17 protein-coding genes are annotated in these 23477 nt (G+C 56.7%); 6 read left to right on the top strand and 11 right to left on the bottom strand.

The annotated features are described in order from the left end of the window. Window positions 1–30: 30 nt before the first annotated feature. Entirely contained in the window at window positions 31–1674 is a 1644-nt protein-coding gene (locus PHP59_RS03815) for a glycosyltransferase family 4 protein (protein WP_300163841.1), read from the top strand. A gap of 344 nt (window positions 1675–2018) precedes the next feature. Here PHP59_RS03815 and PHP59_RS03810 read toward each other — a convergent pair whose 3' ends face one another. Continuing rightward, window positions 2019–4187: a hypothetical protein gene (locus PHP59_RS03810; RefSeq protein ID WP_300163838.1), complete on the bottom strand. Its 2169-nt coding sequence runs from the start codon at window positions 4185–4187 to the stop codon at window positions 2019–2021. A 78-nt stretch (window positions 4188–4265) separates the two neighbouring features. Here PHP59_RS03810 and PHP59_RS03805 point away from each other — a divergent pair, with 78 nt between their 5' ends. Continuing rightward, window positions 4266–5267, top strand: a complete 1002-nt coding sequence (locus tag PHP59_RS03805) for a lysylphosphatidylglycerol synthase transmembrane domain-containing protein (protein ID WP_300163835.1) — start codon at window positions 4266–4268, stop codon at window positions 5265–5267. Here PHP59_RS03805 and PHP59_RS03800 read toward each other — a convergent pair. The 6 genes from PHP59_RS03800 to PHP59_RS03775 form a co-directional block, all read right to left on the bottom strand. Further along, window positions 5251–5649 (bottom strand): acyltransferase, encoded by a 399-nt coding sequence (locus PHP59_RS03800; RefSeq protein ID WP_300163832.1) that lies wholly within the window; start codon window positions 5647–5649, stop codon window positions 5251–5253. The genes PHP59_RS03805 and PHP59_RS03800 overlap by 17 nt on opposite strands. Window positions 5650–5786: 137 nt before the next feature. Then, window positions 5787–6527 (bottom strand): class I SAM-dependent methyltransferase, encoded by a 741-nt coding sequence (locus PHP59_RS03795; protein WP_300163829.1) that lies wholly within the window; start codon window positions 6525–6527, stop codon window positions 5787–5789. 66 nt (window positions 6528–6593) lie between these two features. After that, window positions 6594–7535, bottom strand: a complete 942-nt coding sequence (locus tag PHP59_RS03790) for a glycosyltransferase family 2 protein (RefSeq protein ID WP_300163826.1) — start codon at window positions 7533–7535, stop codon at window positions 6594–6596. Then, window positions 7511–8446, bottom strand: coding sequence for an SDR family oxidoreductase (locus PHP59_RS03785; RefSeq protein WP_300163823.1), 936 nt, complete (start codon window positions 8444–8446; stop codon window positions 7511–7513). The genes PHP59_RS03790 and PHP59_RS03785 overlap by 25 nt, the downstream gene beginning before the upstream one ends. Continuing rightward, on the bottom strand, window positions 8443–9222 hold the full coding sequence (locus PHP59_RS03780) for a sugar phosphate nucleotidyltransferase (RefSeq protein WP_300163820.1): 780 nt from the start codon (window positions 9220–9222) through the stop codon (window positions 8443–8445). The genes PHP59_RS03785 and PHP59_RS03780 overlap by 4 nt, the downstream gene beginning before the upstream one ends. Continuing rightward, window positions 9213–10478 (bottom strand): UDP-glucose/GDP-mannose dehydrogenase family protein, encoded by a 1266-nt coding sequence (locus PHP59_RS03775; protein ID WP_300163817.1) that lies wholly within the window; start codon window positions 10476–10478, stop codon window positions 9213–9215. Before PHP59_RS03775 ends, PHP59_RS03780 begins: the two co-directional genes overlap by 10 nt. A gap of 192 nt (window positions 10479–10670) precedes the next feature. Between PHP59_RS03775 and PHP59_RS03770 the strand changes: the two genes are divergently transcribed. The 4 genes from PHP59_RS03770 (at window position 10671) to PHP59_RS03755 (ending at window position 16614) form a co-directional block, all read left to right on the top strand. After that, complete coding sequence (locus PHP59_RS03770) at window positions 10671–10940, top strand: hypothetical protein (protein ID WP_300163814.1); 270 nt, start codon at window positions 10671–10673, stop codon at window positions 10938–10940. 322 nt (window positions 10941–11262) lie between these two features. Next, window positions 11263–14922, top strand: coding sequence for a cobaltochelatase subunit CobN (locus PHP59_RS03765; RefSeq protein ID WP_300163812.1), 3660 nt, complete (start codon window positions 11263–11265; stop codon window positions 14920–14922). Between the two features lie 13 nt (window positions 14923–14935). After that, complete coding sequence (locus PHP59_RS03760; RefSeq protein WP_300163809.1) at window positions 14936–15889, top strand: ATP-binding cassette domain-containing protein; 954 nt, start codon at window positions 14936–14938, stop codon at window positions 15887–15889. Further along, window positions 15886–16614: an ABC transporter permease gene (locus PHP59_RS03755; protein ID WP_366943716.1), complete on the top strand. Its 729-nt coding sequence runs from the start codon at window positions 15886–15888 to the stop codon at window positions 16612–16614. Before PHP59_RS03760 ends, PHP59_RS03755 begins: the two co-directional genes overlap by 4 nt. A gap of 9 nt (window positions 16615–16623) precedes the next feature. Here the strand turns inward: PHP59_RS03755 and PHP59_RS03750 are convergent, their stop codons facing one another. The 4 genes from PHP59_RS03750 to PHP59_RS03735 form a co-directional block, all read right to left on the bottom strand. After that, window positions 16624–18612 (bottom strand): magnesium chelatase subunit D family protein, encoded by a 1989-nt coding sequence (locus PHP59_RS03750; RefSeq protein ID WP_300163806.1) that lies wholly within the window; start codon window positions 18610–18612, stop codon window positions 16624–16626. A 179-nt stretch (window positions 18613–18791) separates the two neighbouring features. Beyond that, the gene (locus PHP59_RS03745; RefSeq protein WP_300163803.1) at window positions 18792–19982 is read right to left on the bottom strand and encodes an HD domain-containing protein; all 1191 of its coding nucleotides are present in this window, start codon (window positions 19980–19982) and stop codon (window positions 18792–18794) included. Window positions 19983–20025: 43 nt separating this feature from the next. Further along, the gene (gene dgt / locus PHP59_RS03740; protein WP_300163864.1) at window positions 20026–21432 is read right to left on the bottom strand and encodes a dGTP triphosphohydrolase; all 1407 of its coding nucleotides are present in this window, start codon (window positions 21430–21432) and stop codon (window positions 20026–20028) included. Between the two features lie 525 nt (window positions 21433–21957). Then, window positions 21958–23418, bottom strand: coding sequence for an RNB domain-containing ribonuclease (locus tag PHP59_RS03735; protein ID WP_300163861.1), 1461 nt, complete (start codon window positions 23416–23418; stop codon window positions 21958–21960). Between the last annotated feature and the right edge of the window lie 59 nt (window positions 23419–23477).

Genomic DNA, 23477 nt, shown 5'->3' with positions numbered 1-23477 from the left:
CGAATGTAGGGCTTGAAGTGTGGGAAGGCCATGGGAAAAAAGATCGTTATCTGCTGTAACGTCTATCCCCCTTATTTTGTTGGGGGGGCCGAGTTAATTGCACATGCACAGGCAAAAGTATTACACGATCTCGGTCATACTGTGGCCATCTTTACGGGGGATATTCAGGCCCGTCATGAAAGGCATTCGCTGAGGCGGGAAGACTACGATGGCTTAACCGTCTACAGGGTTTGCCTCACATCCGAAGACTATCACCAGGGCCAGATTAACTTTTTTCATAAAAAGATCGAAGATCACTTCAAGGCGTTCTTAGATGAATTTCTACCCGATGTTGTACATTTTCATAATCTTATCGGGCTTTCTGTCGGACTTATTCATATCGCCAGACAGAAGGGCATACGGACGGTACTAACCCTCCACGATCACTGGGGATTTTGTTTTAAAAACACGCTCCTGAAAAACGATGGAGAGATCTGCCATGACTATAGCCGCTGCAAGGACTGCATGCCATTTATCTCCGATACGGGAGGGATGGGTATTCCTATCAGCATGCGGCAGGATTTTATCTCGCTTCAATTCCAGGATGTTGATGCACTCATTTCTCCGAGTGAGTACCTTGCTCGTGCGTACATCCGTGCCGGGGCGCCGGAATCTAAATTTAATGTCGTATGGAACGGAATTGACGTTCAACGTTTCACGCGCATACCGAAAACTGAGAACCGTGGACGAGTGAGATTTACTTTTATTGGATATTTTGGCAGGCATAAAGGCATTCATGTTCTTCTGGATGCACTGCCGTTCCTTGGGGATACAGATCGATACAGAGTCAATCTTGTTGGTGAAGGGGAGATACTGGAGGATTGTAAGAAAAAAGTACGGCATCTGGGGTTAAAGAGTTCGGTGAAATTCTGGGGAAAGATCAAGAATATTGAGGACGCGTATCGGGAAACTGATGTCCTTATCCTCCCATCGGTCTGGCCGGAGAATCAACCGGTCACGATCACCGAAGCGATGGCCACAAAAATACCTGTTATTGCTTCTCGTCTTGGGGGCACACCTGAACTCGTGGAGGACGGAAATACCGGATCTCTCTTTGAGGCGGGTAATGCACAGGAATTGGCTCAGAAGATGTTAGAGTTTATTTCAAACCCCGACAGGATTCAGAAATTTGGGAACGCGGGTTATCACAAAATTGTGCCATATACGCTCCAGAACCAGGTCGAAACGCTTCTCTCCATCTATAATGCTCAGCCCTCTGAGCAAGCAGAACAACCCGAGAACGAAGTGCTCGTTGCATGTGTTGGACGCCGTATGGATTCGCACTGCCTCCAGGCAATGAATGTGGTATCAAGGAATCCTCGGAACGCCCGCTATCATTTTGTCATGGGCGACTGGCTCCAGGAAGATCACTATCGTCGCGTGAAGGTTCTCTGGGTCGTGGATCCCGACGTGGACCTGAATGCTGTCGCTGTCGGTCTCATGCATACGGTGCCTCTTCTCGTGCCTGAGAATAATGAGTTGCTGATGAAGGTGTGCATATCAGGGAACTGTGGTCTCTACTATAGGGATGCTTTAGACGCGGAGGCATGTCTTGAATATCTCGCCGAAAATGAGTCGGATAGGCGGGTTCTGGGGTGTAACGGTTTCAGGATGCATCGTAAAGGGAATTTATAATCCGATAACACTGTAGAATTGTTCATGAAGCAAAGTTCCTGGCGATACTATGAGGGTGTCCCCAAACAGATCCGGACTCTCTGTTACGTTGATGACATGACTCACATTCAGTTCTGAAAAATTCTGTTCTGGTCTCTGTGCCGGGGGAAAACCCACCGGGGCCCCATCAACGGTGAAGATAGCCGAGGAGTGGCGATGGATCAGTGTTCCTGCCCGCTCTCCTGTTGTGAGGAGCGTGATCAAGGGTGCCTGAAGTCCGACACTTGAGGGATGACGTGCCACTAGAGGGGGCTGCACTCCCCGGGATGAAAGCCCCCAATATCCCGACGAGAGGAGAGGAGCAGTCACTGGATTGAAATATTCTGTACAGCTATACTTAATTTTCTGGTATCCTTTGACTTTTCCGACACCTCGCATGGTCGTTCCCCATCCTCAAGCACGTGGAGTCGGACGATGTTTTCCCCTCTCATGAGAGTGATCGGAACCCCTATCGAATGAAAACTGGTGTTGACCTGAGTCTCTGTGAGGAGGTGATCATTCACGAAGATCTCCAGTGTTCTCGGGAGGTGGAAACTGCGTACTGTAAGGTTCATGGTTGCTGGGGTGTTCATCTTCGAGTATATGGTTATCGTAGCATTGCCATCTGTCCAGCGGGTGGGCGTACCGGCCCAGTTCTCTAAATTCTGCCATCCGTTTCCCAGGGCCGTAAATGTTCCTATCACCCCGTGCGGATTTTTTATTGCGATCAAATCTTCATCCTCACGAATGTGAGATTCATCTGTCGTGATCACGTGTGAATATGCTTTTAAAAAGTCTATCTCTTCCTTCGAAAGGTAATTTTTGTGTATTACGATATATCTTATATTATAGTACGAGAGAACAGATCCCGCTATGTCCGATTTATCCTCGGATATGATGTCTTGTATATCCTTCAAATATGTTAGATCTGATATTATCGGGGTGTTCATCTCAAATGATCGTGCTCCTGATGGCGTCCGTGCAACCTGCCCCCCGACGATGGGTTTCCCGTGTATAGTCTGATAATATTCAATTTTTATCCCGGCACCGTAATTTGTCGTTGCCGGGATCTCCAGGAGTGCATAATTCTCATTATCCCTGGCAATCTCCCTGTAAAACTCAGGTTGATCCACATAGGACGTGGGGTAAGGCACACATAGGTACTCAAATATAACGACCCCGGCGATCAGCACCACGAGTACGTCCTTCTTCAGGGTACGTCTCTTCAGCAACTCCGCAATACCGTATCCCGCGAGCACTGCGAACGCAAGCGCTGCAATCACATAAAACCTGCCTGTGGTCCTGCAGTTGTCCAGAAAGGGGATCAGGTAATACAGTAACAGGTGTGGGAGGGGCACTGTGGTATTGAAAACAGAAAATTGAGTCTCGCCGTTTATGGAGAGCATGGGCCCCAGACTGAGAAGGGAAAATGAAACCGCCGAGATCGTCCAGAACTGTACCTCCCTGCTGGATCTCAATTTCAGGAAGGCAAATAGTGCGAGCATCAAAACGGCATATCCGATGTACGTCGTATGTTCGGTACTATTTCCGGAGAAGTTGGTGTAGATCGGGGTTACGATGCTCCCGAAAATGGGATGCAATTGGCAGGGAAGGAAGAAACTCAGCAGGTCTGTCGAATATGTCACAGCTTCCATGGGATCTGGCTTCAGGAAGTTGGTACCTGACGTCGCGACGAGGATGTCGTTGATGGTGAGCGGCAGCACTCCTGCAAGAGACACGAGTCCGAAGGGTAGATATCTCGTGAATACTTTTTGAATTGTGGCTGCGATTGTCAGGTGCTCATCCGAATGGATCCGGTAGAGTTCGTAGAGACACAACAGAAGTGCGAACAGTCCCATGAACACCATATACTGGAGGTCGCTCATGGCGACCAGGACGAAAAAGATCCCTGCAAGGATGCTATTTTTCCTCCCGCCTTCCCGGAATGTCTTCATGAGATAAAGGGCACAGAAGGGGATCCACCCGATGGAGGTGGCCCCGAAATGGCCCAGCGCGTGCACGAAGTGATAGGGAGCAAACGCAAAGATGACTCCGGATATATATGCGGCGGGCGTGCTACCTGTCAGATATTTTACGAGCAGGTAGGCACCGAAGGCACCCAGAATAAACGTCAGGAGCCAGAGGATGGTATAGATGACATGGAGTTCAAAAAAGGGGGACATCAGAAGATAGAGCGCTTGATTAAATGCGGAGGGAAAGGGCATTGTTGGGATGCCGTATGGGTGGAATTGCATGGTATTATAGGTAAGATTTGTAAGGCCGGGGTGCATCACGGCATATATCGTATACCAGAGAGAGTACATCCAGTAGAATGCATCCCCTCCCCCCGGGATATCCGAACCTATGTGAAAAGCAACAGGATAGGTGAGCAGGACGGTCAGAAGAATATAGGAGACAAAAACTCCCCCTGTTTTCTTCGCGCCTGATATATTCTTTATTTTTGAAAAAATCGTCGTCAGGTCTTGAATGCTCATCACCACTTCTTTTTATCTGTACAGACTCGATACCGATGTATCGTTTGGTCTATATATTTGTGGATGTAGATTAATGGTGTGCGTGATTTCGAGGTGAAACACTCTGTCCTTGCCAAAGGTGTTGCTCTCATCGTCACCATCATACTGCTTGCGCTTCTTTTCTCCCAGATAGACCTTTCAGACATTGTCACCACCATAGCGAATATCGACCCCCTCTATCTGGTTGCGGGTTTCTTCCTCTACACCTCCAGTTACTTCTTCAGGGCCCTGCGTTTTCATATCCTGCTGAACCGGGAGGTGGGGTTACGCACTCTCTTCAGGATTGTGTGTGTGCACAATATGGTGAACGGCATTCTGCCGGCCAGAACCGGGGAATTGTCCTATATCTATCTCTTGAAAAAAGTGGATGGGAGGAATGTTGGGGAAGGGGTTTCTACTTTAACCATTGCAAGGATATTTGATTTTATTGCAATCACCATCTGTTTTCTCATTTCTTTCATAATAATTGGCGAGATCTCCTCCACTCTCGTTCAAACGGCGTGGATGGTGGGGGTTTTTATGATCGCAATGGTTCTATCTCTTTTTTTTTTGCTCCATTCGGGAAGAAAATTTATTTATGCAATCCATATTTTGTTTAATAAATGTCACCTCGTTAAATGGCGTTTCGGAGATTGTATCTTAAAGTGTGGTGAGGAGGCTGTGGAGAGCCTCGAAAAGATAAAAGAAACCGGAAATAATCAGTATATCTTCATTTTCCTGGTTTCGTGTGGGATATGGGTCTCTTTGTACCTTTTAATATTTCTCCTGGTTAGTGGGATGGAAATCCATATCGGTTTCTTTTTGGTTCTCTTTGCATCAACTTTTGCCATCATTTCAACTGTGTTGCCGATTCAGGGAATCGGGGGATTTGGAACTGTTGAAGGGGCCTGGAGTGTTGGTTTTATCCTTGTTGGGCTACCAAATGAGGTTGCAATTAACTCTGGATTTGTATATCATATTGTCTATTTTATTTATCTCATGCTCCTGGGTATCGGTGGCAGTATCGCTCTCCGAAACAGGCTATTTATCGATATTTTATAACCCGTGCCGGATTCCCGACAGCAATAGCATACGGGGGAATGTCTTTAGTAACCACGGATCCGGCACCAATAATTGCTCCCTGACCGATAGTAGTCCCTCTTAATACGGTTACGTTACACCCAATCCATACATCGTCTTGAATAATCACAGGTTTTCCTTTCTTCTTTTGAAGGTGGATTGGGATATCTTTACGATCGAATCCATGGTCTTCTGAAATAATTGATGTATTGTGTCCGATACGAACACAATTTCCAATGTGTACACGCCCATATCCGTTTATGAATACATATTCATTCAGGCTTGAGTCTTTGTCTATTCGAACGTTTTCTGGAAAGGTTATTGTGACTCCATCTTTTATCCAGACCCACCAGTTTAACTTCATCAAAAATATCCTCAGAACAATGAACCTCAGAATATCTCCTATGGGGGGCGGGAGATATTTTACAAGTCCATAGAGGGTATAATACGTCGAATAATAACATATTTTGAAAATCCCATACCGATCTATTAATTTTGACATTATTCACTCTGTTTTTTACATGATACGATCAAACTTAGCCCCAGAGGGAGTTTAATGTTATTTTCGACGGTTCTAAACCACATGTTTAATAGCGAATTCGATCCTTTTGAGAGGATAGAATCTCTCGAATATCGGATGCCTTCATAAATCGCTGTATGGAGCAATTTTTCTGATATGAAAAATGGTAATACACCCAAAATATTCCAGTATCTTATTTCTTCTATCTGAAAACCTGCATCCTGTATTTTTGTGATGAGTTCGTCTCGGCTATATCTCCTATAATGTCCAATCTTCAGGTCTCTTTCCCCATACAGTGACTTCAATGATGGAACTGATACTATCAATCGCCCGGAATCATGCAATATCAAATGAAGACTCCGAAGCGCTTTTTTGTCATCTTTAATATGTTCGAGCACGTCCAAACATACGATGGTATCAAAAGTATTCTCTCCAAATCGGGAGCAATCCTCTACGTTTAATTGGGAGGTTTTTACATTATATCCATGATTTTTGGCGGATCTCTCGACCAGATGTATCAAATCCGGGGAACAGTCTATGGCAGTTACGTCATATCCGCGGTGTAATAAATCCAGGGTCATATGGCCGGTACCGCAACCCGCATCCAGGACTTTTTTTCCTTTGATTTTTTGTTGTATCATCCTGCGTAGATTCTGCAATCTGAAATCGGTTTCCTCAAATTTTTGAACCCGAGTTAAATGATCAACTAATTCGGATGTCATGGAGATCCCTCATCTTTCTTGTAGAGAGATATTGCCGCGGATTTAAGCGGAATATGGCCCTCCTGTCTATACAATTTTTTCCAGAAGGTAGTTCTTTCGCTGGTTCTGCCCATAGTAGATCTTTAGGAGAATATCTGCCAGAATTCCGATCGCAACAAACTGTACTCCAAGGATCAACAGTATCATGCCCGCGAGAAAAAGAGGGCGTTCCAACAGTCCAAAACCAAAAAATAACCGCATTATAATCAGATACCCGGTGATAATCAAACCTAATGTTCCAAGAACAATCCCCGCTCCCCCGAACACATGCATCGGCCTGACCGAGTACCTCTGCCAGAAAGTGATCACCTGGAGGTCCAGGAACCCCTTGAACAGGCGGCCCCAGTTGTATTTGCTCTTCCCGAAGGACCGGTCCCGGTGATTGGTCTTCATCTCCCCCACATGATACCCCTTCCAGAGGAGCATCGCCGGGATGTACCGGTGGAGCTCTCCGTACAACTCCAGGTCCCGGGTACACTCCCTCCTGTAGGCCCTGAGCGTGCATCCCGAGTCGTGGATCGTCTCCTGCGTGAAGATCTTTCTGAGGTGGTTTGCACCCTTCGAGAAGAACTTCTTGGATGCGGGGTCATGACGGTTGTACCTCCAGCCACAGACGACGTCGAGTTCGTCGTCGTCCATCTTCCGGAGGAGTGCCGGGATGTCGTAGGGATCGTTCTGGAGGTCCGCGTCCATCGTGACGATACGGTCCCCGGCTGCGTAATCGAGTCCTGCCTTCATCGCCGCGCTCTGGCCGAAGTTGCTCCTGAACTTGACGATTCTGACTGTGTTATCCAGGTCATGGAGCTCTTTCAACCTCTGGTAGGTGCGGTCTGTCGAACCGTCGTCCACGAAGAGGATCTCATAGGTCATGCCGAGGGCGGGGAGCACCTCGTGCAGTTCGTTGTACAGGGGTACGACATTCTCCTCCTCGTTGTAGGCGGGGATCACGACTGAGAGGTCGACACCCATGCTGTGTACCTCTTCAGGCCTTCTTCCAGTGTCGTCTGCGGGGCCCAGCCGAGTTCTCTCTTCGCTTTCTCTGTCCCGGCGAAGGTATGTTCTGCATCACCTTTCACTGCCTCCGCATACCTGGTCTCAGACGCGCTCCCGGTGATCTCGATGATCTTTTCGGCGAGTGTCTGGATGGAGACCCGGTGGCCGCCGCCGATATTGTACACTCCCTTTCCTTTCGTCATCGCGATGATGTTTGCATCGACGATGTCGTCGATGTAGGTGAAGTCGCGTGTCTTCTCTCCGTCCCCGAAGATCGTGATGGGTTCGTTCTTCAGTGCATGCCTGGTGAAGATGCTGATCGCAAGGTCCGGCCTCATGCGGGGGCCGTAGACAGTGAAGTACCGGAGCGAACAGGTCGGCAGGTCGTAGAGATCGTCGAAGGCCCGGCAGTAGTGTTCTGCCATCAACTTGGAGACGCCGTAGGGCGAGACCGGGAGGGTGGGGTGATATTCGTCGAAGGGGAGGTACTTCACGGTGCCGTAGACGGAGGACGAGGATGCGTAGATGACCTTCCTGACGCCGGCATCGCGTGCCGCCAGCAGGAGGGTGAGGGTGCCGGTGGCATTTACCTCATGGGGTTTTATCGGGTCGTCCACCGAGATGCGGACCCCTGCCTGTGCCGCCTCGTGGAAGACATAATCGACGTCTTCGAGAACCTGCGCGAGGAGGCGAGAGTCTCTGATATCTCCCTCAACAGGGGTGAAGTTCATGTCTGATGCGAAAGGTGCGATATTCTCCCGCTTGACCGCAGGATCGTAGTAGGGGTCGAAGTTGTCGAGACAGACGACCTCGTGTCCCTCGCCGAGCAGCCGTGCAATGATGTGGGAACCGATAAAACCGGCTCCGCCGGTAACAAGGGCTCTCATGGTCGTCCGTCCTGGATGGTGCGGGGATGGCCCTTCTTTTCGTGCCCGTTCTCCCTCAAATACCACTCATTCGCCCGCATCAAATCGTGCGGGGTCCCAACGTCGATGTGGATGCCGTTGATCTGGCGGTACAGCACCCTCTTCCCCTCCTCGATCTCCCGTCCTATCGAGTCGGTGAGCTGGTACTCCCCCTTGTAGCCGGGCTCTGTCCGCCCGATCGCGTCGAAGATGTTCTTCTCGAAGACGTAGGCGCCGATGGCCCCAAGACGGCTCGGCGCCTCCTCGGGGGCGGGCTTCTCGACCATGCCGAGGATGCGGTCGCCGTCGGGCCTGATGATCCCGTGGCGGGTGACGTCGGCCACCTCGGCGACGCCGACGGTGGCGTCGGCATGCCGGGAGGTGTGGAAAGCGATGAGGTCGGCGAGGAAGGTCGTGGGGGCGAAGAAGTTGTCGCCGAGGACGACGGCGAAGGTGCCGTCGATGACGTGCTCCCCCGCGGCGACGGCGTTCGCAAGCCCGAGGCGCTCGTCCTGGACGACATAGGTGCAGGTGACGCCGAAGCGTTTCCCCGAACCGAGGTAATCGGAGAGGCCGTGCTTGTGCGGCGAGACGACGATGGCGATCTCCTCGATGCCGGCCCCGGCCATCGCCTCGACCACGTGCTCGATCACGGCCTTCTCACCGACAGGGAGGAGTTCTTTCGGGATCGCGTTGGTGAAGGGCCCGAGGCGCGTCCCAGACCCTGCCGCCGGGATCAGGCCCTGTCTTACCAGCATATGCCCTCCTTCCCGTCGCAGGAGAGGACTCTCCTCCCCTCGATGACAACGCGGTTCTTCATCAGTTCGAACTCGCCGTCGAGGCGGGAAAACTCCGGCCACTCTGTCATCAGCAGGCAGGCGTCGGCACCGGCCAGGGCCTCTGCGGCCCCGGTGCAGTACTCGATCTGCGGGAAGACCTGGCGCATGTTCGGGACGGCGAGGGGGTCGTAGGCGGCGACCGCCGCCCCACTCTCCAGCAGGGCCTCGATGACCGGGACCGCCCGCGACTCCCTGATGTCGTCGGTGCCGTCCTTGAAGGCGAGGCCGAGGACGGCAATTTTTTTGCTGTTCAGATCCCCGACCCGATCCTTCAGGATCCGGATCATCCGGAGGGGTTGCCGCCTGTTCACCTCCATCACCGACCGGAGGAGGACCGGGTCCTCCCCGTGCCTCTCCGCAAGATGGATGAGGGCGGCGACGTCTTTCGGGAAACAACTGCCGCCGAAACCGGCGCCCGCGTTGAGGAAGTGGGGGGAGACCCTCCTGTCGAGTCCCACGCCCTGCATCACCTCGTAGACGTCGATGCCGAGGCGCTTGCAGAGGTTCCCGATCTCGTTGGTGTAGGAGATCTTCATTGCAAGGAGGGCGTTGGAGGCGTACTTGATCATCTCGGCGGCGGTGGTGCCTGTCCGCATGATCGGGGCGTCAAGGCCCTGATACACCTTCGAAACCCGCTCACCTGCCGCGGGGTCGGTGCTCCCGATGACGATCCTGTCGGGGTGGAGGAAGTCCTTCACCGCCCTCCCTTCCCTGAGGAACTCAGGGTTCATCGCAAAGCCGAGGTCATTCCGCCCTGAAGCCTCTCTGACTGTGGGGATGACGAGGTTTTCGGTCGTTCCCGGCGGCACGGTACTCTTCACGACGACTGTGTGCGCCTTCTTCCCGCCGCGGAGGACCTCGCCGATGGAGCGGCACGCCGCGGTGATGTACGAGAGGTCGGCACTCCCGTCCCATGCCGGCGGCGTCCCGACGCAGATGAAGGAGAGGTCCGAGTCGGCAACAGGCCCGTACTCCGTCCCCGCGACGAGTTTCTTCCCGGCATGTACTTTGAGGAGTCCTTCGAGCCCTTCCTCATAGATCGGGGGCTCTCCGGCATTGATCGTCCTGACCTTGCCTGCGTCGACCTCGACGATCGAGACACCGTGCCCCAGGTGTGCAAAGCACGCAGCGGTGACAACGCCGACATACCCGCCGCCAATTACAGATACCCTCATCCTGCCCCCCGTTACGGCTCGATTGACTGAATTATTCTTTTTCTTCTGTGATGTGTCGCCGGCTTGATCGCCGCATCTGCGCCTCCCTGCATATAATGCCTCTGGCATGGATGGCACGGGCCCTCGCGTTCATATCCTCCTGGCCATCATTTCACAATCTTTAAATTCCATCTTGCCTCATTCCCGCCATCCATGATCGCCCCTTCCCCCAGGAACGCCCCCGTCCTCCTTGGCGTCACGGCCGCCTTCCCTCTTGGGGTCGCCGCAACAGCATTTCTCATTGCTACAGGCTCCCCCCTCAACGCCGGCATGAACGCTCTCATCCTCTTGATGACCGGGATGATCCTGGCGGTCTGGAGGAAGACGGTCGCCCTGCCGGACGGTGTGGCCTGGTTCGAGATCGGTGGCATCACTGCCCTTGAACTTGCGATCTGCATCGGGTGCGTCTTTGCGGGGATGTGAAAAGAGAAAAGGCGCGTGCGTCCTGTCAGTGGCGGCATCTTTTCCTGTGCCGGTAACACGTCTTTTATCGAGGTGTGATTTGGTGTCACAATGTTGCAAATAATTATGATATCTTTTTATCATACGCTGAAAAATATACTCCTATGAACGGCCCGCGCTTCATTGCCCCTGTTCTTGCCATCCGCCCCGGCAATGGAATCGATCGCATTCCGACCGGCTTTCGGCTGCCGGTCCTCTTTCGCTATCGGCCGGAGGAGATGTACGACGTCGAGGTCTCCTGCGATGCGGGTTGTGCTGGCCTTCCGGTTGTGGGAGGGACGGCATGAAGATCGTCGCGATTGTCTGGGGGAGCGACGCCGTGCTCCTCAGGGCCGCCGCCGCGGAAGAAGGGGTGTCCTGCGCCGTCACCGGCACCCATGAAGTCGACGATCCCGCGGCACGGGGCCGGTTCCTTGCCGATCAGGCCGACGCCGACCTGGTCCTCCTCCACCCGTCCCGTGACCGGGCCTGGGACGACCTGATCCCGCAGATACGCACCGATATCCCGGTCGTCTCCTTCGGGCACGACGAGGCGTTCTGGACGCTCTCGACCGTCCCCCTCACGGTCGCCGCTGCTGTTTCGGCATATGTCGTCCACGGCGGCATCGAAAATTTCAGGCTCATGGTGCGGTACCTCCGGGCGGTCGCGGACGGGTCCGGCGACGAACCCGAACCCCCGAGCTCTCTCCCCTGGGAAGGGATCTATCACCCTGACGCCCCCGATCCCTTCGCCGACGTCTCGTCCTTCCGCGCCTGGCGGCCGAGGCGCCATCCCTGCTCTGTCGGGATCGTCTTTTCCCGGACCTACTGGGCGAACGGGGATCGCGGGGTCGTGGACGCCCTTGTCCGGCGGATCGAGATCTTCGCCGACGTGATCCCGATCTTCTGTCTTTCCATGGGCGACCGGGAACTCGGTGCACGGCCCGGCGCCGAGGTGGCTGCGGAATGGTTCGCGGACGGGACGGACTTTGTCCTGAACCTCCAGCCCGTCTTCCATGCCCCGACCGCAGATGCGGCGGGCGCTCTTCCCCGGCAGATCGACTGCCCTGTCGCCCATCCGGTGCTTCTCTACCACCGGAGCCAGGAGGAATGGCTTGCCTCCTCTCTCGGCCTTCCTGCCGCCGAGGTCGGGTGGTCGATCGCGCTCCCCGAGTTCGAAGGGATGATCGAGATGCTTCCTGCCGGGACGGAGGAATCCGATGCCGGGATGCACGACCCGATTCCCGAGCGGATCGAGAGGATCTGTCGCCGCGTCGAGGCCTGGCTCTCTCTCCGGGAAAAACCGGCCGCACAGAGGAAGGTCGCCTTTATCCTCCATAACAACCCCTGCTCTTCAGTCGAAGCGACCGTCGGTGCCGGCGCCCACCTCGACACCCTCGAAAGCGTTGCCCGGATCCTCGCCGCCCTCAGGGAGAAGGGCTACGCGGTCGATCCCCCGGCCGACGGGAAAGCATTGATCGACCTGATCATGGAAAAACGAGCGATCAGCGACTTCAGGTGGACCTCTGTCGGTTCCATCGTCCGGTCGGGCGGGGCGCTCGCGCAGGTCGCCCCTGACGAGTACGTGGCATGGTTTGCCGAACTCGACCCCGTGGTCAGGTCGACGATGGAGACAGCGTGGGGCAGGCCGCCCGGCGAAGAGATCGATGGTATCCCGCCGGCAATGGTCCATGAGGGGCGGATCGTCGTCACCGGAGTCAGCTTCGGGAACGCCGTCGTCTGCGTCCAGCCGAAGCGGGGGTGCGCCGGGGCGAAGTGCGACGGGACCGTCTGCCGGATCCTCCACGACCCGGAGACCCCGCCCACCCACCAGTACCTGGCGACCTATCGCTGGCTGGAACGGGTCTTTGGCGCCGACGCGATCATCCATGTGGGGACGCACGGCAACCTTGAGTTCCTGCCTGGAAAATCTGTCGCACTGTCAGGCCGCTGTTTCCCCGACATCGCGATCGGGACGGTCCCGCACCTCTACATCTACAATGCCGACAACCCTCCCGAGGGGACGATCGCCAAACGCCGGGCCCACGCGACGCTCGTCGACCATATGCAGACCGTGATGCAGGCCGCCGGCCTCTATGGCGCACTCAAGGACCTGGAGGCATTACTCGACGAGTACGGCCGCGCCCGGGAGAGTGACCCTGCCCGCGCCCATGCCCTGGAGCACCAGATCCTCGATGCCGTCCACGAGGCCGGACTGGAAGAAGAAACAGATCTCGCCGGACTGCAGGCGAGTCGGCAGGACTTCCCGGCCTTCGTCGCCAGGACACACCAGGAACTTGCAAAGGTGGCGTCCTCCCGGATCCCGGACGGCATGCACATCTTCGGCTCCCGCCCCGAAGGGACCGACCGCGTCAGGTTCATCCAGGCGGCGCTCAGGTTCGACGACGCCCTCGGCTCGGCCCTCTTCGGCCCCGACGATAACCCGGCGGCGGTCGGGACGCGTGACGAGGCTGAGGCCGCGTTCGTCGATGCCGTCCTGCGGGGTGCCGACGCCCGGACGGCGGTCGAAGACGCCTGCGGCAGGCCCCCTCTTCCCGGCACTGCCGACGCAGTCGCAACCCTGGCAGAGCAGGCCCTGAGCATGGCCGCGGCGATCGACGCCTCCGGCGAGATCGAGAGCCTCCTCCACGCCCTGGACGGCGGCTTCGTCGAACCCGGCCCCGCGGGCCTGATCACCCGCGGCCACCCCGAGGTCCTCCCGACAGGGCGGAACTTCTACTCCCTCGACCCCGCTTCGGTCCCCACCCGTGCCGCATGGGCCGTCGGGAGGAGACTCGCCGATGCGCTGATCGCCGGACATCGCAAGGAGCACGGGGAGGATCCGCGCTCGATCGCGATGTACTGGATGTCGTCGGACCTGATGTGGGCCGACGGCGAGGAACTCGCCCAGATGCTCGCCCTCATCGGGGTCGAACCTGTCTGGCGGGGCGGAAAAGTCGTCTCTTTCCGGGTGATCCCCCTCGAAGAACTCGGCCGGCCGCGGGTCGATATCACGGTGCGGGCGAGCGGGATCCTCAGGGACTGTTTTTTCACCTGCATCGAACTGCTCGACGATGCGATCGCGGCGGTCGCCGCCCTCGACGAACCCGAGGAGATGAACCCGATCCGTGCCGGCGCCCTGAAGACGGGCACGACGGCGCGTATCTTCTCCAGCAGGCCTGGCACCTACGGCAACGGCGTGAGCCTTGCGGTCTACTCGTCGGCCTGGAAGGAAGAGAAGGACCTTGCCGGAATTTTTATCGAATGGAACGGCTATGCCTATGGCAGGGACAACCCCGGCCGCGATGAACGCGATGCCTTCTCCGGCCTCCTTGCAGGCGTGGACGCGACCTTCAACAAGACGGCGACCGACGAGTACGACCTCTGCGGGTGCTGCTGCTACTTCGGGACGCACGGCGGCATGACAGCCGCGGCACGGTCCCTCTCGGGGAAGCGCGTCCCCGCGTACTACGGCGACACGAGGAGGCCCTCGCAGGTGGAGGTCAGGACCCTCGCCGCCGAACTCGGCCGGGTGGTCAGGACCAAACTGATCAACCCGGCCTGGATCGAGGGGATGAAGAGGCACGGCTACAAGGGCGCCGGCGACATTGCAAAGAGGGTGGGAAGGGTCTACGGCTGGGAAGCCGCAACCGGCGAGGTGGACGATCGGATCTTCGATGCGATCGCACGGACCTTCGTCCTCGATCCGGAGAACAGGTCCTTTTTCCAGGAGAACAACCCCTTTGCTCTCGAAGAGATCGGCCGCAGGCTTCTTGAGGCGCAGGGCAGGGGCCTCTGGAGTCCGGACCCCGAGGTGGCCGAATGCCTCAGGGACGCCTATCTGGAGACGGAGGGGTGGCTCGAAGACCGACTCGACGGCGCCGACGGCCCGGTGCAGGGCGGCGGCGTGACCATCGCAAACCTCGACGAGATCAGGGCGGCACGGCGGCGCGACAGGACGTAGTACAGGGATGACAATGGCAGTGATCGAAACAGAGAATCTGACCCGGACCTTCGGGGATCTCAGGGCCGTGGATGGGCTGAACCTCGATATCGGCACCGAGATCTTCGGCCTCCTCGGGCCGAACGGGTCGGGGAAGACGACGACGGTGAAGATGCTGACGACGCTTCTCAAGCCCACGGCCGGGGATGCGAGGATATGCGGGTATTCCGTGACCCGGAACCCCGAACGGGTCCGCGAGCGGATCAGCTATGTCCCGCAGGACATGGCGCTCGACCCGAAACTCACGGGCCGGGAGAACGTTGTTTTTTTTGCAAAACTCTACGGGATCGATCGCCCCCACGAGACCTCTGACGAAGCGATCGCCCTGATGGACCTCTCGGACCGGGCCGACGATCTCGTCAGGACATACTCCGGCGGGATGCGGCGGCGACTCGAACTGGCGCAGGCGCTTGTGCACGACCCCGAGGTGCTCTTCCTGGACGAACCGACGATCGGTCTGGACGTGGCGGCAAGGCGGAAGATCTGGGAGCATATCACCACACTGAAGAACCGGGGGATGACGGTCTTCGTGACGACCCACTATATGGACGAGGCAGACCATGCCTGCGACCGGGTGGCGATCATCGACCACGGCGCCGTGGCGGCGGCTGATACGCCGACGGCGCTGAAGGCCCACCTCTGCAGCGATATCGTGACGATCCGCGCCTCCGGGGAGTACGCCGGGGAGACAGTCGAGGGCGCCCTGTTTCTCAGGCGTGAAGGCGATGAATTGAGGTTCAAAGCCGAATGCGGCGAAGAAGCCGGGATCGCACTTGCCCGTGCTCTCACCTCCGCCGGGATGCAGGTCAGTTCGATCTCGATCCGGCAACCGACCCTGGACGATGTGTTCCTCGCGCTTGTCGGGCCCCAGGAAGAGACGGCCGCGTTTGATTTCCATAGTTTCAGGACGATGCTGCGGAGGCGATGATGAGGCGAACTTTCACGTACCTGGAGAGGGACTTTCGCCGCTGGGTCCGCGGGCGGACCTCGGTTGTCTCGGCCCTGGTGATGCCGGCGGCCTGGCTGATCTTTGTCGGGCTTGCATTGCCGACAAATTTCACCGACAACTACCTGGACTTCATCACGCCCGGCATCCTGGTGCTCACCATGCTCGGCACCTCGATGCAGGGGGGGTCTCTGCTGATGTTCGACAAGGTCCTTGGCTTTCTCCCGAAGTTCCTGGCGATGCCCGCACCGCGCGAGAGCATCCTTGCCGGCAAGATCCTCTTCATCACGCTCAGAGGCCTCCTCCAGTCCACGGTGATCCTTGTCATTGCGCTCGCTCTCGGGGCGCATCTCCTCGACCCCGTGCTGCTGATCGAGATGTACGGGGTCCTCTTCCTCTTCGGCATCCTCCTCTCGTCGTGTACGACGACCGTGGCGCTCGTCCTCGAAGACCACGACTCCTATGCCGCCTTCAATGCGGTCGTCTCGATGCCGCTCTTCTTTACGAGCAGTGCCCTGATGCCCTACGAGGTGATGCCCGGATGGCTTGCGGTGCTTGCGCACCTCAACCCCGTCTCCTATGCGATCGACGCCATACGTGCGTTTCAAGCAGGGATCTTCCCGGCGGCGACCCTTCTCCTGCTCGGTCTCGGGGCCGTGGTCGTGCTCGCGGTCTCGGTGACGACGTTCAGGAAGGCGACGGTGTGAGTGGGGGCGTCACGCCCCGAAGACTCTCCCGCCCTCGTAACGGGCGATCGTCTCGATCTCTCCGGTGGAGAGGTCTGAGAGGGCATAGTACCGCCCGCCGCACATCTCCGCGACCTCGCGGCAGTAGCCGAGGGAGAGAGTTCGGCCGCCCTCCGCCGCCTCGGTGTCGATGACAACGGTCCTGATGCCGGCGTCTGCGATCTCGCCGGAGACGCGGGCGAGTTCCTCCCTGACCGGGCCTGTCCCGCTGTTTGCCCGGCCGTCTGAGATGAGCATCATCAGGGGGACCACCTCGCGGCGTTTCCTCTGCTCTCTCTGGAGGACGTCCATCCCTTTTGCAAGGCCTGCCGCAAGGGGGGTCCGGCCGCCTGTCGGTATTTCTGCGAGGCGGCGGTACGCGAGGTCGACGCTTCTGGAGAGGGGGAGGACAAGGTCTGCGCCTGTCCCCCTGAAGGCGACGAGGCCGACGCGGTCCCGGTGGACGTACGCATCTTCCAGGAGAGAGAAGACGGCGCCCTTGGCGCACTCCATCCTTTTTTCAGTACCCATGGAGCCGCTTGCATCGACGACGAAGACGCAGGCGACCTCTGCCTTGCCTGTCCGGCCTGCCTTTCGCAGGTCTTCGGGGAGGACGGTGACGGCGAGGCCGGGGCCGGGCTTTCTGGACCGCTGTGCGGGTGCGGCCGCCCGGAGGGTGGCGTCGAGGGCGATGTCGCGCCAGGTGTCTGTCGTGGTGATGGTGGTCCGTCGGCCCCGGGGGTCCTCTGTCGGGGTGGCAATCCGTCGGCCGCGTGCGGTTTTCCTGAGGGTCCGGTCGGAGGGAGTCTCCTTCCAGATCGGGTCTGTTGCGACCGGGGCGCCGATCCCTCTGGTCTCTGTCCTGCCGTCGTCGGGCGGGGCGGAGTCGCCCTCGTCCCCTCCGTCGCCGGTATCGTCGCGGCTGTCCTGGGGTGTCTGGTCTTCGGTGTCGGGCACCAGGTCGTCGAGGGCCTGCTGGTCGATCCCTGGCTCTTCAAAGGGTTTTCTCCGCATCCGGTGGGGGAGGGCGAGGGCCATCGCCTCGCGGACGTCGGCCGGGAGGACGGTGTTCCGCCCCCGGAAGGCCGCGATCGTCCGGGCCGCCCTGACGACGGTGATCTCGGCGCGGTGGGTGGTGATGCCGAGGGAGATGCAGGCTTCGACGACCATGCGGACGAGGCGGTCGTCGATCGTGACGCCGGGCAGGAGCGCCCTGGCCCGGGTGATCGCCGACCTGAGGTCGTCCTGCGCTGCGGCGCATGACGCTGCCATCGCCGCGGGATCGTTGTCCCAGGTCTCGGCGGCGGCGATGACCGCCATCCTGGCATCGGGGTCGGTGAAGCCCTCGACAGAGACCGTCAGGCCGAAGCGGTCGAGCAACTGGGGCCTGAGTTCCCCCTCCTCAGGGTTCATAGTCCCGACGAGCATGAAGCGGGCAGGGTGGGTGACGGATATCCCCTCGCGCTCGACGGTGTTGACGCCCATTGCGGCCGCGTCCAGGAGGACGTCGACGATATGGTCGTCGAGGAGGTTGACCTCGTCGATGTAGAGGATGCCGCGGTGTGCGGCGGCGAGCACGCCGGGTTCAAGGGCGGCCACCCCTTCGCGGATCGCCCGTTCGAGGTCGAGCGTCCCGACGACCCGGTCCTCGGTGGCGCCGAGGGGGAGGGTGACGACCCTGACCCGGCGTTCTGACCGTTCCAGGCCGCCGTTCTCGCGGAGTTTTGCGGCGCAGGCCGGGCAGAGGGCGGGCTGGTCGTCGGGGTCGCAGGAGAAGGGGCACCCTTGCACGACGGCGATCCCTGGCAGGACCCCGGAAAGGGCTCGGACAGCGGTGGACTTCGCGGTCCCCTTCTCTCCGCGGATCAGCACGCCGCCGATCCGCGGGTTGATGGCATTGAGAACGAGGGCGAGTTTCATCTGGTCCTGGCCGATGATGGCTGTGAACGGGAGGGTAGGGGGACGGTCGTTGAGTGCCATTGTGGTACCGTTGTCTTGAATGGTATTACCTTTTTCGCCATAGTTCGACGATCGGTACCCGGATATGTGGCCCCTTCTGGACTCATCTTCCTGGTCTCACGGATGCACTTCATGTGCCACCATTGCTGAGATCGACCCGGCGAACGGTGACGTCCCCTTCAACTTTCGGACGGGCCAGGTCACCCCTCAGTCCTGTATGTCCCCCTGACCCTCTCCGGCAGGACGACCGCCCGGAAGCTCTCGGCGAAGTAGCGGTCTGTCATCCCGGCGATGAAGTCCCGCACTTTCTCCCCATCCGTCGCCGTCTCCCTGTACTCCCGCGAGACCCAGGGGGCGTCGAGGTAGTCGGTGTAGATGGCGGAGTCCCTCTTCTCCTCTTCGAGGTCGGCGGAGTAGTGCTCGAAGAGGGCGGCGAACATCCTCCTGATCTTCTCATGCTGGGAGGTGAGTCGCGGGTGGTTGTAGATGCGGTCGATGCTGAATTGCTGCATCTGTTTCACGCCCTCTGCGGCCCCGTCCGAGAAGGCGATCTCTGCTTTCCCGAAACTTTCGGTGATGATGTCTTTGATGAGGGTGTCGATGGCCGTCCTGGTGATCGTCCGGTAGTCGTCTATCCCGAAGGTCTCCCGGCAGATCGCCGCCAGGTCTTCGTCGTCCCGGTCGATCAACCCGACCTCGATTGCGTCCTGGAGGTCGCGGCCGAGATAGGCGATGACGTCCGCGGCCCTGACGACGCACCCTTCCATGGTGGACGGGAGGACCGACGTCCCTCCCCGGATCTTCTCACACTTCGATCTGAGGGACGCCGCAGAGATTGGTCCGGCCGGGACGAGGCGGCCGACGAACCTCTCGCCGTCGTGGCAGAGGACGCCGTCCAGTGTCTGGAGGGTGAGGTCCAGGTCTTCGATGGCGTCGAGGAACTGGACGCTCTGCACGTTGTGCCTGAAGGCGCCGACCTCCGCCCGCCGGCAGATCCCGTCCAGGCACTCCTCCCCGGTGTGCCCGAAGGGGACGTGCCCGATGTCGTGGCCGAGGGCGACGGCCTCGATCAGGTCTTCGTTGAGGCCGAGGGCCCGGCCGATGGTGCGGGCGACCTTGGAGACGAGCTGGACGTGGAGGACGCGGTGGGTGATGTGGTCGTTGTCGATGAGGGAGAAGACCTGGGTCTTGTCGATGTACCGGGTGTAGGCCCGGGAGTGGAGGATGCGGTCGGCGTCGCGGGAGAAGGGCGGGCGGATGACGGGTTCCTCCGCTCTTGCGTCATTCTTCCTGACGGCAGAGGTGTTCCGTGCGGCATAGGGAGAGTACGTCCTCTCGACCGCGGCCTGGCGGTGGCGGATCTCTTCGAGGATCTCAGGATCTATTTCCATCTGATTATCTGAACTCCCTTTCTATCCAACACAATTTGTATCTTTAGAAATTCATCTCCCCGCTATATAGTCTCTGATATTCTTCTATTGCATAATTGTCGGTCATGGACGCAATATAGTCGCAAATTGCTCGTAAAAATTTAGGATCATTAATGATATGTTTCTTAAAGTCTTCAAAACATTCTTTATCGAGATATCTTATGTTTTTCTCATTATTATGGTCGATTGGGATTTTTTCAAACAATCCTTCAATCGTACATTCTTTAGAATACAGTTTTAAGATAGAATCTGGTAACTGCTTTGGATTTGTTAAATATGCTTTTATTAACCTTCTTATTATGAATCTCGCCTTCCCATCGATTCTATTTATTTTATAGTTGTTTATAACATACTTGTTCTTGATCTTTTCAAGGTCTTGATATAATTCATAATCCCTGTAGACCACATCTGCTGTAGCCAGATCTTCATCTACGGGATATCCTATATGTGGACTATTTTTTTTCTTTTCAATATAATGTTCCATATTCTTTTCTATTGTGGTAACTGCGTGATATATCAATTGTGCAATTAGATAACTCACAAAATTTTTAAAGTATTTTTCATCAATCTCATACTCGCCATTGCTGGTCTTTTTAACAAATTGCTGAGATCCTATATCTGGAATTTTTCCTTCTTTATTTGCTAATTCATTCAATTTACATCTTATTATTGTGCTACTGTCGTAATTCGCTTCTATTGCGTCTTCTAAGTCATGCGAAACCTGTGCGATTTCATCTGCTAACGCAACTATTTGACCCTCTATCGAACATGAAAATTCTTTATCTATGTGATATTTTGGATTATTTGTTATATTCTCATATTCTATCAGCTTTTTTTCCTTTTCGTCTTCTTTTTTAATTGTAACCTTCATTTTGGTATGTTTCAATATTCCTTCTAATACTGGATATGTTAAATTTAGTCCTGTTATTCCGTAATATCCTTTTTCAATCTCGGTAAGGATTCTGACACTTTGAAAATTATGTTTAAATCCCATATTTATTTTTGTAAAATTTAAGTCAAAGTCTTTCTCTATTTTTTTGTCTTCGCCAATTAAAAAATCTGATAATACCCTTTCTCCTGCGTGACCAAATGGAGTGTGGCCTACATCGTGCCCTAATGCTATTGCTTCGGCTAAATCAACATTTAAATTAAGATCTCTTGCAATACTTCGTGCAATCTGAGATACTTCAAGCGTGTGGGTTAATCGTGTTCTTAAGTGCTCGTTCATTTCACCAATTACGCACACTTGTGTTTTGTGCATCATTCTTCTGAACGCTTTAGAATACAGTATTCTGTCTTTATCTCTTTGAAAAGCTGTTCTTTTACAGTCCTTCCTTTTATTTTCGTAATCTTCTTTTGCATCTGAATATTCTCTTTTTACATTTTCCCCGAAATCTGGGGTTGCTAGTATGTTTAATTTGCAATCTGACGTTTTTTACACCCTCTGTCCTTAAAATATCTGTGTGTATGTGGTATGTGATATATTTTATTTTTTCCTATTCTTTCTCTCTGTTTTTGGTTTTAATCTGCGCTATTTTCATCCGGTTTTGCCCCTTACTAACTTATTGGTACTCGGAGACCCTGACCCTAGGTTTTGTTTTACTAAAGATTGGCTAAACTCTGCATCTGGGAGTCTTTTGTTGGTAAGGAGTTTAATAGATTTTCAATGGATGTTTGAGTCCTTTCGTAATTTTTAGCACTAGATCACCTTGCTGGATCAGATGGGATACTTTGTCTCTTGAAGATGTGTCCATCAGAATACCTTATGTAGCGATTGACGGTGGCAGCTGTGTGGTGATCGTTCCTATCGACAACAGCAGTACGATCTTCGGCCCGATCTGGACGCTCACGTGAGCCGAGATCGGTTGAACAGCCTTGCCAACATTTCTGTGCGGTTCGTCTCAATCCTCTGTGTTTGCGATCCCACCATCCGCCCTCATCTCCCGACCCGCTCGAAGTCGATGTAGCCCCTGTACGGGTCTGTGCGTACCAGGCGGACGCGGACCCTCTGCCCGATAGAGAGGCCTCCTTCGCCCTGCATGACCCTTCCTTCGACGGGGGGCGAGACGATCCTGACGTACGTCCCCTTCTCCGACGCCCCGGTGACGAGGGCGTCGAAGGTCTCGCCGATCCGGTCCTCCAGGAGCACCGCGGCCGCAGCCTTTCGCATGAACCTCTCCACCTTCTCGGACGCTCTCTCCCTGTCGGTCAGCCATGCGGCGATGTTTTCCAGGTCGTCGCGGGTGTATGGGGTTTCCTCTCCCTGGAGGGCCGCCTTCAGCAGCCGCTGGATGACGACGTCGACATAGCGCCTGTTCGGGGCGGTGCCGTGGGTGTAGTCGGTGACCGCAAGGCCGAAGTGGCCGTACGGCGGTTCGCCGGGTTCGAGGGGCAGGTAGATGCCGTGCCCGATAAGTTTCACGATCGTCAGGGAGAGGTCGGGGAAGCGTTCGGGGTCTGCCTTCTTCCGCCGGAGGAGGAATTTCGAGAGGGCCTTCGCGCTGGGTTTCTTCGGCAGGCGCCAGCCGTACTCCGCGGCCGTCGCCACGATCCCGTCCCAGTTCTTCGGCGTCAGGACGACCCTCTGGATCATGGGGACGCCGGCCCTGCCCAGGTACTCCACCACCGCCCCGTTCGCCCCGATCATGAACTCCTCGATGAGGCGCCGGGCCGCGTTCTGCCGCGGGACGACGAGGTCGGTCACCGTCCCCTCCTCCATCACGGGCGCCGCCTCGATGGTTTCGAGGTCGAGCGCCCCCTGCTCTATCCGGTATCTTTTCAGGTGGCAGGCCGCCTCGTGCTGGAGGAGGACCTGCTCCTCCAGGCCGGGGACGTCGGAAAAGATCGCGGGCGGATCGCCGATGTCTTCCAGCCAGTCGCCGACTTCTTCGTAGACGAGTTTCGCCCTGTTGCGGACGAGGGCCCGGTAGATCTTGCCGTTGTGGGTGCTCCCGTCGGTGCGGACGGTGTACTCGATGACGATTGCGAGGCGGGGCGGGCCCGGCAGGAGGGAGGTGATCCCCTTCGAGAGACGGTCGGGGAGCATGGGGAAGGTCTCGACCCCGGTGTAGACCGAGGTGCCGTTGTGGGCGGCATGCCGATCGGCCGCCGACGCCCTCGGGACAGAGGCGTCGACGTCGGCGATCGCCACCCTGACAAGGATCTCGCCGCGGCCCGTGCGTTCGCAGCACTCGATCTGGTCGAGGTCCAGGGAGTCGATGTTGTCGATGGACGACCAGAGGAGGGACGAGAGGTCGCGGACGCCGTGCGGCACGGCCGGCGCCGCGATTGCGCCGACCTCCCTCTCGACGGCCGGGGAGAATCGGGGGGAGAACCCGTACGTCTCCATGGCGTCCCGTGCGATCGCCTTCAGGTCGATGGATGGGCGGGTGGTCATCATACGTGGACGGGAGACCCGCGAGCATAATTATCTTCTGGACCGTGCCGGCACGCCGA

Source organism: Methanofollis sp. (assembly GCF_028702905.1).
In the GTDB taxonomy this organism is placed as follows: Archaea; Halobacteriota; Methanomicrobia; order Methanomicrobiales; family Methanofollaceae; genus Methanofollis.
This window is presented reverse-complemented; position numbering and strand designations above follow the sequence as displayed.